This window comes from Myxococcus faecalis (genome assembly GCF_050039385.1).
Lineage (GTDB): Bacteria > Myxococcota > Myxococcia > Myxococcales > Myxococcaceae > Myxococcus > Myxococcus fulvus.
In genome coordinates, this window is sequence record NZ_CP144336.1 from 9,140,586 (window position 1) to 9,153,492 (window position 12,907).

At 70.3% G+C, this 12,907-nt stretch carries 13 protein-coding genes; 10 read left to right on the plus strand and 3 right to left on the minus strand.

The window, feature by feature from the left end; all coding sequences use genetic code 11:
* The 7 genes from kamE to VZQ01_RS36770 all read left to right on the plus strand — a co-directional run bounded on the left by kamE (nucleotide 1) and on the right by VZQ01_RS36770 (nucleotide 4,890).
* Nucleotides 1-786 carry a lysine 5,6-aminomutase subunit beta gene (gene kamE, locus VZQ01_RS36740; protein ID WP_141324213.1) on the plus strand — a complete coding sequence of 262 codons (786 nt, stop codon included), beginning with the start codon at nucleotides 1-3 and terminating at the stop codon, nucleotides 784-786.
* Nucleotides 783-1,181: a 3-aminobutyryl-CoA ammonia lyase gene (gene kal / locus VZQ01_RS36745; RefSeq protein WP_141324212.1), complete on the plus strand. Its 399-nt coding sequence runs from the start codon at nucleotides 783-785 to the stop codon at nucleotides 1,179-1,181. Before kamE ends, kal begins: the two co-directional genes overlap by 4 nt.
* A complete protein-coding gene (gene kce / locus VZQ01_RS36750; RefSeq protein ID WP_141324211.1) occupies nucleotides 1,178-2,005 on the plus strand; it encodes a 3-keto-5-aminohexanoate cleavage enzyme in 828 nt (275 codons plus the stop codon). The genes kal and kce overlap by 4 nt, the downstream gene beginning before the upstream one ends.
* 153 nt (nucleotides 2,006-2,158) lie before the next feature.
* The gene (locus VZQ01_RS36755) at nucleotides 2,159-2,935 is read left to right on the plus strand and encodes an SDR family NAD(P)-dependent oxidoreductase (RefSeq protein ID WP_408890028.1); all 777 of its coding nucleotides are present in this window, start codon (nucleotides 2,159-2,161) and stop codon (nucleotides 2,933-2,935) included.
* Complete coding sequence (locus VZQ01_RS36760) at nucleotides 2,925-3,719, plus strand: class I SAM-dependent methyltransferase (RefSeq protein WP_223785552.1); 795 nt, start codon at nucleotides 2,925-2,927, stop codon at nucleotides 3,717-3,719. Before VZQ01_RS36755 ends, VZQ01_RS36760 begins: the two co-directional genes overlap by 11 nt.
* A gap of 102 nt (nucleotides 3,720-3,821) precedes the next feature.
* A complete protein-coding gene (locus VZQ01_RS36765) occupies nucleotides 3,822-4,355 on the plus strand; it encodes a hypothetical protein (RefSeq protein WP_223747523.1) in 534 nt (177 codons plus the stop codon).
* Between the two features lie 136 nt (nucleotides 4,356-4,491).
* Nucleotides 4,492-4,890, plus strand: a complete 399-nt coding sequence (locus VZQ01_RS36770; RefSeq protein WP_426745987.1) for a hypothetical protein — start codon at nucleotides 4,492-4,494, stop codon at nucleotides 4,888-4,890.
* A 34-nt stretch (nucleotides 4,891-4,924) separates the two neighbouring features.
* Here VZQ01_RS36770 and VZQ01_RS36775 read toward each other — a convergent pair whose 3' ends face one another.
* Complete coding sequence (locus VZQ01_RS36775; RefSeq protein ID WP_223785554.1) at nucleotides 4,925-6,481, minus strand: ChaN family lipoprotein; 1,557 nt, start codon at nucleotides 6,479-6,481, stop codon at nucleotides 4,925-4,927.
* A 117-nt stretch (nucleotides 6,482-6,598) separates the two neighbouring features.
* Here VZQ01_RS36775 and VZQ01_RS36780 point away from each other — a divergent pair, with 117 nt between their 5' ends.
* Together VZQ01_RS36780 and VZQ01_RS36785 are read left to right on the plus strand one after the other, a co-directional pair.
* Nucleotides 6,599-9,586, plus strand: a complete 2,988-nt coding sequence (locus VZQ01_RS36780) for a TonB-dependent receptor plug domain-containing protein (RefSeq protein WP_426745988.1) — start codon at nucleotides 6,599-6,601, stop codon at nucleotides 9,584-9,586.
* Entirely contained in the window at nucleotides 9,586-10,425 is an 840-nt protein-coding gene (locus VZQ01_RS36785) for a 5'-nucleotidase C-terminal domain-containing protein (protein WP_046714520.1), read from the plus strand. Before VZQ01_RS36780 ends, VZQ01_RS36785 begins: the two co-directional genes overlap by 1 nt.
* 26 nt (nucleotides 10,426-10,451) lie before the next feature.
* Here VZQ01_RS36785 and VZQ01_RS36790 read toward each other — a convergent pair whose 3' ends face one another.
* Nucleotides 10,452-10,730, minus strand: a complete 279-nt coding sequence (locus VZQ01_RS36790; RefSeq protein WP_141324203.1) for a TIGR04563 family protein — start codon at nucleotides 10,728-10,730, stop codon at nucleotides 10,452-10,454.
* A gap of 7 nt (nucleotides 10,731-10,737) precedes the next feature.
* On the minus strand, nucleotides 10,738-10,941 hold the full coding sequence (locus VZQ01_RS36795) for a TIGR04563 family protein (RefSeq protein WP_015350409.1): 204 nt from the start codon (nucleotides 10,939-10,941) through the stop codon (nucleotides 10,738-10,740).
* A gap of 499 nt (nucleotides 10,942-11,440) precedes the next feature.
* Between VZQ01_RS36795 and tilS the strand changes: the two genes are divergently transcribed.
* Complete coding sequence (gene tilS / locus VZQ01_RS36800) at nucleotides 11,441-12,757, plus strand: tRNA lysidine(34) synthetase TilS (protein ID WP_426745989.1); 1,317 nt, start codon at nucleotides 11,441-11,443, stop codon at nucleotides 12,755-12,757.
* Nucleotides 12,758-12,907 lie beyond the last annotated feature (150 nt).

The window sequence follows — 12,907 nt, forward strand, 5'->3', positions numbered from 1 at the left end:
ATGGTGAAGCCGAGCAAGCAGATCATCCGTCCCTACGGAGACCGGCGGGACGACGGCGTGGTGCAGCTGTCGTTCACGCTGCCGGTGCCCCTGTCGGAGAAGGCCAAGGAGGCCGCCGCCGTCTTCACGCGCAAGATGGGGTTCACCGACGTGAAGGTGGCCGCCGCCGAGCGCGCCGCGGACAGCTACACGTTCTTCATCGTGTACGCCCGCTCGGGCGTCACGCTGGACTACGCCGAAATCGACGTGCCCGAAGTCGTCGTGAAGAAGATGTCCTTCGACGACCTCAACGCCTTCATCAAGGAGAAGGTCGCCCGGCGCATCGTCGTGTTCGGCGCGTGCACCGGCACCGACACGCACACGGTGGGCATTGACGCCATCCTGAACATGAAGGGCTACGCGGGCGACTACGGCCTGGAGCGCTACCCCGGGTTCGAGGCGTTCAACCTGGGCAGCCAGGTGCCCAACGAGGACCTCATCAAGCGGGCCATGGCGAAGAACGCCGACGCCATCCTGGTGAGCCAGGTCGTCACCCAGCGCGACGTGCACAAGGACAACTCGCGCCAGTTCATCGAGGCGGCCAAGGCGGCGGGCATCCACGGCAAGGTGCAGCTGCTCTTGGGCGGCCCGCGCGTGGACCACAAGCTGGCGCTGGAGCTGGGCTTCGACGCGGGCTTCGGTCCGGGCACCAAGCCCTCCGACGTGGCGAACTACATCGTCCACGCGCTCCTGAAGAAGCTGGGCAAGGAGCCCCAGGACATGCACTACCAGGGAGAGCCCTCATGAGCACGGGAACCAAGGCCATCATCCGCCTGCGCATGAGCAGCCACGACGCGCACTACGGCGGCAACCTGGTGGACGGCGCGCGGATGCTCGGGCTGTTCGGCGACGTGGCCACGGAGCTGTGCATCCGGGCCGACGGCGACGAGGGCCTGTTCCGGGCGTACGACTCGGTGGAGTTCCTGGCGCCGGTGTACGCGGGGGACTTCATCGAGGCGGAGGGAGAGATCGTCAGCGCGGGCAACACGTCGCGCAAGATGCGCTTCGAGGCGCGCAAGGTCATCCGCCCGCGTCCGGATGTGAATGACTCGGCGGCGGACCTGTTGCCGGAGCCCATCGTCGTGTGCCGTGCTTCGGGCACCTGCGTGGTTCCCAAGGACAAGCAGCGAGGTCAGCGATGAGCACTCCCATGGTCATCACCGCGGCGATGGTGGGCGCGGAGACGACGCGCGAGCAGACGCCGCACCTGCCCATCACCGCGGAGGAGATCGCCGAGGACGCGGCGCGCTGCCGCGAGGCCGGCGCGGCCATGGTGCACCTGCACGTGCGCACGCCCGACGGCAAGCCGTCCCAGGACGCGGAGCTGTTCCGGGCGGCCATCCGCGCCATCCGCAAGCGCACCGACGTGCTCATCCAGACGTCCACCGGTGGTGCGGTGGGCATGACGGTGGACCAGCGCTGCGGGCCGCTCACGCTGACGGGGGAGGACCGGCCGGACATGGCCACGCTCACCACGGGCACCGTCAACTTCGGCGAGGAGGTCTTCTGGAATCCCCGCCCGCTGGTGCGCGACATTGCCAAGCGCATCCGCGCGCTCGGGCTGCGGCCGGAGCTGGAGTGCTTCGACGTGGGGATGATCGACGAGGCGCGCTACCTGGCCAAGGAGGGCCTGGTGGACCTGCCCGCGCACTTCGACTTCGTGCTCGGGGTGCCGGGCACGCTGCAGGCGCGGCCGGAGGTGCTGGACTTCATGATCGCCTCGCTGCCGGAGGGCAGCACCTGGACGGTGGCGGGCGTGGGGCGCTTCCAGCTCGCGTTCGTGGACGAGGCCGCGAAGCGGGGCGGCAACGCGCGCGTGGGCCTGGAGGACAACATCTACGTGTCCAAGGGTGTGCTCGCGAAGGGCAACTGGGAGCTGGTGGCCGAGGCCGCCAGAAGGGCCCGGGCCCACGGCCGGGAGCCCGCGACTCCCGAGCAGGCTCGCAAGCTGCTGAGACTGAGCTGAACCCCGCCGCCGACACACTCAAGTGTGTCGGCGGTTTTCTTTCCAGAACATGTCAGCAACCTGGGCCCCTTCGCGTCGGCGTTCGCCGGACGCCGCTCGTTCGCCCGGACTCCGGCGCGTGAGGGTCCCACTCACTTCCGAGGAGTCGTACGCATGGACACGGAGCTGAAGGGGCAGGGCGTCCTGGTGACGGGCGGCGCGGGCGGCATCGGCACGGCCATCGTCCAGGCCTTCGCCGCCGAGGGCGCGAAGGTGGCGGTGCACTACCACTCCCGCGAGGCCAAGGCGCGCGAGCTTGCGGGGAAGGTGGGCGGCGCGGCGGTGGGCGCGGACCTGACGTTGGAGGCCCAGGTGGACGCGCTGGTGCCCGCGTCGGTGGCGGCGCTGGGCCGACTGGACGTGCTGGTGTGCAACGCGGGCGTGTACCCGGCCCCGGACGTGCCGGTGTGGGAGATGTCGCTGGAGCGCTGGCGCCGCACGCTGGCGGAGAACCTGGACAGTGTCTTCCTGTGCTGCCGCGCCTTCCTGCGCCACGTGAAGACGACGGGCGTGGGCAACATCGTCATCGTCAGCTCGACGGCGGGCCTGTTCGGCGAGGCGGGACACGCCGACTACGGGGCGGCCAAGGGCGCGCTGGCGAGCGGATTCCTGCGCAGCCTCAAGAACGAGCTGGGCCGCATCGCGCCGGGGGCCCGCGTCAACGTGGTGTGCCCCGGTTGGACGGAAGTGGACCGCAACCGCGACAAGCTGAAGGCGGAGGGGTTCGTGAAGCGGGTGACGCGCACCATGCCGTTGCGCAAGGTGGGCCAGCCCGAGGACGTGGCGCGCGCGGTGGTGATGCTCGCGTCGGATTTCGTCTCCGGCCACGTGACGGGTGAGGTCGTCACCGTCGCCGGAGGCATGGAAGGACGGGTGCTACATGACGACTGATGCCATCGATGTACGGAAGCACAACCGCGACGCCTGGAACCGCCAGGTGTCCCTGGGCAACCGGTGGACGGTGCCGGTGGGGCCGGAGGTCATCGCGGCGGCGCGCAAGGGCGAGTGGGGCATCCTGCTCACGCCGACGAAGATTGTTCCTCGCGAGTGGTTTGGTGAGGTCGCTGGCAAGCGCGTGCTGTGTCTGGCGGGCTCCGGTGGACAGCAGGCGCCCATCCTCGCGGCGGCGGGCGCGAAGGTGTCGGTGCTCGACAACTCGCCGGCGCAGCTGGGGCAGGACCGGCTGGTGGCCGAGCGCGAGGGACTGACGCTGCGACTGGAGGAGGGGGACATGCGCGACCTGTCCGTCTTCGAGGACGGCAGCTTCGACCTCATCTTCCACCCGTGTTCCAACGGCTTCGTGGACGACATCCAGCCGGTCTGGCGCGAGGCGTTCCGCGTGCTGCGGCCCGGTGGCGCGCTCCTGACGGGCTTCTGCAACCCGCTCATCTTCTTGCTCGATCCGGACCTGCAAGAGCAGGGCGTGATGCAGCTCAAGTACAAGATGCCGTACTCGGACTTCACCAGCCTCACGGAGGTCGAGCGGCGCCGGTACACGGACAAGCACGAGCCGCTCAGCGTGGGCCACTCCCTGGAGGATCAGATTGGCGGACAGCTCCGCGCGGGCTTCGTCCTCACCGGCTTCTTCGAGGACGGCTACGGTCCGGGCGACAAGCTCTCCGAGTACATCGATGGCTTCATCGCCACCCGCGCCGTGAAGCCTCCGCTCCCGTAACCGTTCGTCCCAGGAACGTGGAAGTTCATTGCGCCGTGGAGTCCGAGGGGACTCCCATGCGGGCTGTCCTGGATGCCCCAGGACGTCCCGCAAGGAGCGCATATGCGTACCCTCAGGAATCTCTCCTCGTTCTGTGTCGTGAGCCTCGCGCTGCTGGGCGTGGGGTGTGAGCCGTCGGCCTCGCCGGTGACGTCGCGGGAGGGCGCGGTGCTGGAAGAGAAGAAGGACCGCGCGGTGGGTGACGTGCGGCTGTACTGCGAGACGACGCAGGACGGGAGCTACTTCGAGTTGAAGGAGACGGCGACGGGGTTCGAGGGCGTGGTGGCGACGCTCGAGTACGACCCCTGGGACTGCCGCTGCATCCGGTTGAAGCGCGAGGTGGTGGGGCAGTACACGTCCTGCAACTTCGCGGCGTCGGACCCGCGCATCGCCAACTGCTGGCGTCGTGACGCCAACGGCTCGACGACGAAGGCGTTCATGTCGTCGGCGAAGATCACCCGGCAGTCGCTGGTGTTCGCCAATCCCATCGAGACGTCGGACCAGCTGCTGGAGGTCACCGTCGTGAACCAGGACCCGGGGCAGACGCCTCGGCACGACCTGTCGTTCCCGCTCAACGACTGCGTGGCGGAGCAGTAGCAGAGCAGGCGGGCAGGCCCGCTCCGGTGTGGCGCCGGGGCGGGATTTAACCTTCGTTTTCGCGTGGGGTTCTCCAAGGCAACAGGGCGCGAGCAGGGCTGGACTCGTGCTCCTCGAACCAATGGAGCGTCTCACCATGCGTCAGAATTTCCTCATGCGGTCCTTCGTCACGGCGTCGCTGTTGCTGGCCACCCCGGTGTTCGCGCAGAGCGCGGCGCCCTCGACGGAGGACAAGGCGGCGGAGTGCGGTGAGCGGCACGGCCGTCATGGCAAGCGGGGCATGAAGGGCGAGCGGAAGCTGGCCCGGATGGAGCACCGGTTGGACCGCGCGGTGGTGGATGGGCGACTCACCCAGGCGCAGGCGGACCAGTTCAAGGCCGAGGCGAAGCAGCTCCAGGAGGAGCGCAAGGCGCTGCGCGAGGCCTCCGGAGGCCAGCTCACCGAGGAGCAGCGGCAGCAGGGCCGCGAGCGCTTCCGCGCCTTCCACGAGAAGGTGAAGGCCGCGCTGAAGGCCACCGCGCCCGCGAAGACTTGAGCGGTGCGTCTGGAGTGGCGCGGCGCCGTGCGCCTCAGTCGCGCAGGCGCTCCGCCCAGGTGAAGTACGCGGCGCGCGCGTCCACGAACGGGTCGCGGAAGAGGGCGCGGACCTCGGCCTTGTCCACCTGTCCCGCGTCGAAGGCGCGGTAGAGCTTGTCGCCGAGCAGGTACCCCAGTCCGTGGCTGACGCCATGGAACAGCCGGTCCTTGCGCAGGGGCAGCAGCTTCACCGCCTCCTCGGGCGCCTCCAGCTCGGCGGCCGCGTGGGCGAGCACGAACGCGGAGACCTGTCGGTCCACGCCTCGCGTCTCGCCGAAGCGCCGCACCCAGTCCGCCAGGTTCAGGCACGTGCGCCGGGGATTGACGAGCCGCGAGCCGAAGAAGCCCAGCGCCTCCTCCATGCACCGCGCGTAGAACGCCTCCGACGCCGTGCGGGGCTCCTCCATCGCGCTGCCCACCGCGCAGTGCCGTACGAAGTGCGCGGCCTCCTCCGCCGCGTGGTTCAGCGACAATGACGCCAGGTACGCCGTGCGCGCACGCGGGATGTAGCTGCTCTCCCGCGACAGGATGTGCCGTCGAAGCTGCGACAGCTCCGTCTGCGTGAAGCGCCCCCGACGCTGGATGCGCGCCAGCACGTCGCCGTCCGCCACCGTGGTGACTTCCACCGACTCCAGCGCGCGACCCACCGGCACACCGGCCAGTCGCCCGATGAGCGCCGCCATCTCCCGGAACCGCTCCGACGCGCCCCGGTCCATCAACGGCGCATCTCCCGCCTCGGCTTCCAGGTAATCCAGGAAGCTCTGCTGGCAGACGACAGGGGAGGCGTTGAGCAGGCACAGGGTGTCGTCGGCCAGCTCCACCGCCTCGGCCGAGCCCATCTGCCCGTCGCGGGCCAGCTTCCACCAGACGCCTTCCGCGTTCTGGTAGACGACCAGGCCCCGACGCTGGGTCTCACCCAGGGCCCGCTCCACCTGCGCGGGCAGGTGGCACGGCGCGATGTGGTACTGGCCCACCAGGACCAGGATCAACGGACGGTCCTCGGCGCGGGCGGCGCGGGCGATGCGCTCGGCGGCGTAGGCATCGCGCAGCGCGAGCGAGCGCTCACCCTGGGCCCGCCGGTCGATTCCGAGGACCTCCAGGCGGTGCTTGCGGGCGAAGGCGAGCAGGCCACGCGGCGCGCTTCCTGGGCCGAAGCCCGCACCCTCCGTGCCAGCACCCAGGCGTGCGAAGAGGGAGCGCTCCGACAGGCGCCCCGAACCCCACGCATCGATGGAGGCCTGGTGACGCCCCTCGATGCACTCGAGGGCGAGCACGACGCGGCGGCCCGAGGACAGGGCGCGCTCCGCGAGCTCCAGGTACGTCTGCTGGGCCAGGGGCAGCGTGTGGTAGTCGCCCACGTACACCACGTCCGAGGCGCGCACGCGCTGGTGGACGTCGCTCAGCGGCAGGACGCGCCGATAGCTGGCGGTGCGCCGCCGGTAGCGGGCCTCGTAGGAGCGGAAGGCATCTGTCTGCCCGTCCACCACGCGGGCGATTTGTGCCCGCTGTCGACGGAAGAGGGCAAGGTGCAGGGCGAGCGAGTCGCGCATGGAGTGCGGCGATCCCTCGCACGGCCTCGGAGACCCGGCAAAAAATCGGCGGCGCTCTGGCCCTCGGGCCCCCCTTCCTTGACTCGGGGAGGGCCTCAATGGACCATCTGCGTCAGCTTGAAGAACACACTCGCTCGCGCGACCCTCCTCAGCCTCGTGCTCTTCCTGGCGGTGCCTGTCCGTGCCGAGGAGCCTTCTCTTCTCCACTCCGCTCCGGCACGCGCGGAGGCCAACGTGCCGCTGCGGCTCGACGGCACCCTCGTGGAGGGCGCACGCATCCTGGAGATGCAGGTGCGCTACCGGGGCCCGGGAGAGCCGTTCGCCCGCGTGCCGATGGAGCGCCAGTACGGCGACCTGTATCGCGCCGTCATCCCTCCCGAGCACATGGTGCCTCCTGGCATCGAGTACTACGTCGAGGGCCTCACCGCCGACGGGGAGCGCATCGCCATCTTCCAGTCCGCCTCGCGGCCCGCCCGCGTGCTCGTGGCCGGAGAGGCGCCCGCGTCCGCGCGCAAGCCCGGCGCGTCCGAGCCTCCTCCGCTGGCCACCGTCGACGAGCGTCCCAGCACCAGGCCGTCGACCACCCACGAGCGTCCGCGTCCGTCCTCCGCTTCTTCTGAAGAGGACGACTCGATGGCAGCGCTCACCGCGGACCTGAACGAGGGGGTTCCACCGCCGACGCCCAAGAACTCCCGGGACTCGCGCGGGTCGTCCACGCCTCCGCCGAAGGGGACGTCCGCGACGTCGCGCGATTCCTCGCGTGCGTCTCGCGATACCTCGTCGACCTCGAAAGACGCCCCCACGCGTGAATCGCAGTCGTCGCGCGAGTCACCCTCTCGCGATGTGGTGACCTCGCGCGAGTCGCCCTCACGCGATGCCGTGACCGCGCGCGAGCCGGGCGTCACGCGGGATGCGACCTCGCGCGACACGTCCCGTGACACGGGCTCCTCGCGTGGCGAGCCCGCGGCCCCACAGCGCACGGAGCTGGAGGACGACCTGGCGCTCTACAGCGCCGAGGACACGCTGGCGCTGGCCACGCGTCACGAGGAGAAGGTCCGCAAGGTGCCGGCCATCGGCGCGTCCTTCAACCGCGAGCAGATCAGCGTGCTCGGCGCGCGCACGGTGGCGGACGTGCTGGACGTGGTGCCCGGCCTCACCGTGAGCCGCGACGTGCAGGGCTTCCACCGCACGGCGGTGCGCGGCCTGCGCAACGACGCGGAGGTGCTGTTCCTGCTCAACGGCCACCGGCTCAACAACTTCTTCGACGGCAAGGCGCTGATGAACCTGCCGGTGGAGAACCTGGAGCGCATCGAGGTCATCCGTGGCCCGGGATCCGCGCTGTACGGCGCGGGTGCGTTCCTGGGCGTGGTCAACATCGTCACGGACACCTCGGACGGAGTCCGCACGGCCGTGTCCGCCGGCGGCTTCCCGGAGAAGGACGACCGGCTCGCCGTCACCGTCAACGGGCACGCCTCCGCGGGGCACACCTTTGGAGACCTTCGCCTGTTCGCGGACGTGGACGTGTGGAACCAGTCCGGCGACGCGAACATCATTGAGCACGACGGCCTGGACGACGAGTCCACCTCCCAGGGCCTGCGCTCGGTGGAGGACCCGGCCGGCAGGACGCGCGATGACCGCTTCCTGCTCAACGTGGGCGGCGGCGCGACGTACTCCATGGGCGACGCCGGGCGGCTGGCCGCCTCCGTGCGCTACCTCTCCGAGAACCGCACCGCGCTGCTGGGCCTGTTCGACGTCGTGGCCGAGGACTCCGAGCTGAAGTGGAACGTGCTCATGGCGGACGTCCACTGGGAGAAGAACATCGGCTCGTCGATCCTCCTGCGCGCGCGCGCCGGCTTCGACCAGCAGACGACCGACCGCCTCTTTCAAATCACGCCTCGCAACTTCCGCACCGGTCCGGACTCGAACCAGCTGTTCGACAACGGCCTGCGGGAGCAGACGCAGATTTCCGTGCGCTCGCTCACCGGCGGCGTGGACGCGGACATCGTCCTGTCGTCCAACAACCGCCTGTCCGTGGGCGCGGTGGTGGAGCAGCAGTCGCTGGGCGACTACACCTACGAGACGAACTACACGCTGGACGCGCGCGTGCGCCCGGGCGGCTTCACCACGCCCGAGGGCTTGGCGGACCTGCTGGAGCTGGCCGGCGGCGCGGCGTCCCGTCGGCTGACGGTGGGCGCCTTCGCGCAGGACCAGTGGACCGTCATCGCCCCGCTGACGCTGACCTTCGGCGTGCGCGTGGACGCCACGCAGCTGCCCACCGTGGGGACGAGCGGCGACATCACCGGCACCCGCTTCGTGGCGCGCGTCAACCCACGCGTGGGCCTGGTGTTCTCCGCCACGGACGCGCTGGTGCTCAAGGCCCTGTACGGCCGCGCCTTCCGCGCGCCCACGCTGCAGGAGCTGGTCGAGCGCATCCCCGACACCGACTACAACCAGGGCCGCTTCGAGGGCAACCCGAGCCTGCAGCCCGCCATCGTGGACACCTTCGAGCTGGGCGCGGACCTCATCCAGTCCGCGGGCGAGGCGCGCGTGCGGCTGCGCGCCAACGCGTACCTGGAGCTGTTCTCGTCACCCATCGTCCCGGTGGACACGTCCGGCAACATCGTCCCGCTGCGCAACCGCGAGCTGGGCGTGCGCGTGTACGGCATCGAGGGCGAGGCCCGCCTGGAAGCCTCCAAGCGCGCCAACGCCTGGTTCAACGCGAGCATCTCCCGCGCGCAGGACATGGAGCTGCCCTCGCAGTCGCGGCTGCTCACCGACACGCCGCAGGCGCGCTTCAACGCGGGCGTGTCCATGCCCATCGGCGCGTGGGTGAACTTCGACGTGGTGGTGCGCACGGGCGCCGAGCGTCGCAACAACAGCCGCTCCGTGCTGGAGCTGGTGCGCCGCTACAAGATCCCCGCCTACAGCCTGGTCACCGCGCAGATTCGCACCGAGCCCATCCTGGACATCTGGGAGGTCTCGCTGGTGGCGCACAACGTCTTCGACCACGACCTTCGCGACGACGTGCCGCGGCCCGACCGCGTCACCGGGAACCTCCCGCGCGAGGGCATGTCCGGCTACCTCACCGTGAGGGCTCACTTCTGATGCCACTGCCCAAGTCCCTCGTCGCCGCGCTCGCGTGCGCCCTGGCCTCGCCCCTGGCCGGGTGCATCTCCTACAACGACTCCTGCCAGCCGCTCGTCGCGGACCCCGACGCCGTCGTCGGCTACCTGGGCCAGGACGTCCTGCTCGACAAGCCCTTCGTCTGGCACGACAACAACGCGCTGGCGCAGGCCGCCGCGGATGCGTTCCGCCACGCGGAGGACGGCTCGGCCCGGCCCGCGGTGCTGGGCGTCATCAACGGCGGCTCGCTGCGCGCGGAGGGCCTGTGCTTCACGCGCCAGGCGCTGCGCAAGGGCCCGCTCACCGACGGCGTTCTCCACGAGGTCATCCTCTTCGAGAACCTGGTGGTGTCCGTGGACCTCACCGAGACGGAGCTGGTGAAGATGATGGAGAACAGCGTGGGCAGCCTCTACCGGGAAGGGGAGCTCATCGCGTCACCGTCCGGCGCGTTCCTGCACCTGTCCGAGGGCACCACCATGCACGTCAACTGCGCGAACCCCCGGGGCCAGCGCGTGGAGGCGCTGACGGTGAACGGGCAGAGCGTGCCCCTGCCGCCGCGTGACGACGCGAGCATCCGCTACCGCGTGGCCATGCCCAGCTTCCTGCTCGGAGGCGGCGACGGCTACGGGGAGGCGTTCGGCAACGCGGGACAGAATCCGGACCGCTTCCCGGTGCAGGCGCGGAAGCTGGGAGGAACGGACGCGAACATCACCTCGGCGTACCTGCGGGAGATGCACCCCTCACCCGAGCAGTCGCTCACCGAGAAGCCGCGAATCACGTTCTCGAACTGCGCAAGACCCGCGCGGCCCGCCGGAGGTTGAGTGCCGGGGGCCGTTCGCGGGGACCTTCAGGACTTCGGCTCGTCCGGGTTCGGAGCGGCCGCCACCAACGTGGCGGTGGCCGCGGGCGTCGCCGCCGGGCTCGCCGCGACGGCGGCGGGACGGGCAGGCGCGCTCAGCACGTCGTTGACCGACGGCATCCTCCGAATCTCGGCACGCGCCACCTTCCACGCCTGCTGGACGATCCACGACAGCGAGCGGTCCTGCCGCGTGGCCTCACGCTGGATCTCCTCCAGCATGTCCTCCGGAAAGTAGAGGCTTTGCTTGCGATGGTCGGTGGTGGCCATGCCTGCGCTACTCCTCGCGCGGGTCCTGGCGCTCGTCGCCAGTCACGTCGTTGACGGCGGGGAACGACTTGATGCGCTCGCGGGCGATCTTCCACGCCTGCTGGACAACCCAGGAAAGAGAGCGGTCCTGTCGGTTCGCTTCTTCCTGAATCTCCTTCAGCATCTCCTCGGGGAAGTACAGCGACTGCTTGCGCTTGTCGGTGCCTGCCATACTTGAGTCTCCGGGGCGGATTCGAGGTGACGACCTGAACACACCGGTGCCGTTATCCGACAGACGCCCAAGAGGGTCAACGGTTTAGGACGACTCATTCCGCGCCCGTCGGCTCCCTGCTCGGACATGTTCAGTGCCGCCTGACGTATCCAGCCGGGCGCGAAAAAGGAAACGCCCCGGGCCTCGCGATGGGAGGACCGGGGCGTTTCGGAAAGAGGGACCGCCGGGAGTGGATCTCCCAGCGGACCCGTGGACCCAGAGGGGGAGGGGGGGGACCCCTAGGTCCAACACCTTGAAAAGTCGACCGTCCCCTCAACAACGCCCGGTGTCGCGCATATTTCCGCTTCCGCGACCGCGCCCATCCGGTGTGACGATCATAAGAACCGACCCCCCTGCCTTCAACCGCGCGCGCCTCTGTAACCCTGTTACCCGACATTCCATTCCGCCCCCGCAGATGTCACCCACTGGACCCGCGACGCAGTTGCTGAAGAGGACGCTGATGGACACGTATGCGCGCCTCGGACTGGAGGGCCGGTCCGTGTTGTGCGCCGTGTCCGGAGGCGCGGATTCGGTGGCCCTGCTCGTCGGCACGGCGAGCGTGCGCGAGCGGCTGCGGCTGCGAGTGGAGGTCTGCACGGTGGACCATGGCGTGCGTCCCGAATCCCGAGCGGAGGCCCGGGCCGTGGGCTCGCTCTGCGAGCAGCTGGGCGTGCCCTGTCACGTGCGGACGCTGGCCCTGGCGCGGGGCCCCGGACTCGAGGCCCGCGCGCGGCAGGCGCGCTACGAGGCCCTGGAGGCGGTGCGGCGCGAGCGGGGCCTGTCCCTGGTGGCGACGGCCCACTCGGCGAGCGACCAGGCGGAGACGCTGCTGATGCGGCTGGCGCGGGGCGCGTCGACGCGGGGCGCGGTGGGCATCCGCGAGGCGCGGGGCACGCTGGTGCGGCCGGTGCTGTCGCTGACGCGGGCCCAGCTGGTGGCCTCCTTGAAGGAGCAGGGCGTCGGCTATGCGACAGATGAGATGAACGACGACCCCGCCTTCCTGCGCGTCCGGGTGCGACACGACGCGCTGCCGGCCCTGTCGCGCGCGGCGGGCTTCCCGGTGGACGCGCGGCTCGCGTCGTACGCGCGGCTGGCGGCCGAGGACGACGCGCTGCTGAGCGACCTGGCGGACGCGGCCTGGGAGCGCGTGCGGCTCGCCGACGGCGCGCTGGACGCCGTGGCGGTGCGCGCGCTGGAGGTGCCCTTGCGGCGCAGGGTGCTCGCCAGGCTGCTGGCCGCGCACGACGTGGTGGCGGACGCGGCGATGGTGGAGCGCGCGCTGCGGGCGGTGGAGCAGGGAGGCTCGGCGACGGTGGGGCGCGCGCTGCGGCTCCGGGCCACGGGCGGGCGGGTGCGCTGCGTGGCGTCGTCGGAGGTGAGGACGCCTTCGGTGCGGGCCATGGTGCTGACGGGGCAGGGGGCCTCCGGCGTCCTGGAGGGCACGGGGTGGTGCTTCAGCGTGGAGTCGCGCGAGCCACCTCCGGGCACGCACGGGCTGGCGCTGGCGCGCGATGTCCGCTGGCCGCTGACCGTGCGGACGCGCAGGCCGGGAGACCGGGTGCGCGCGGGCGAGAAACAACGCCGGCTGCAGGATGTGTTGGTGGATCTTCGGGTGCCCGCGGAGTCGAGGGATTCGCGGCCGGTGGTGCTGGACGCCGAGGGCACCGTGGTGTGGCTCCCAGGGCTGTGGACACCTCCGTCACGGGCGGAGGTTTCCGGACACTACCTGTGGGCCGCACCCGTGGGTCCGAGCAATCACCAGGACCCTTCGTTATAGAGTGGAATGAGTGTTGTCGGGGGTTGGCCGTGCCCCCTAAATAGTTGAGGGCTTTTTGCTGTTGCTGATACGGTCCGACGACTGGGAGCTCGCCTGGTGTCGGGCAAATGATTGAAAAGGCTGGGTTTCTCCCGGCACGGCCCTCACCCG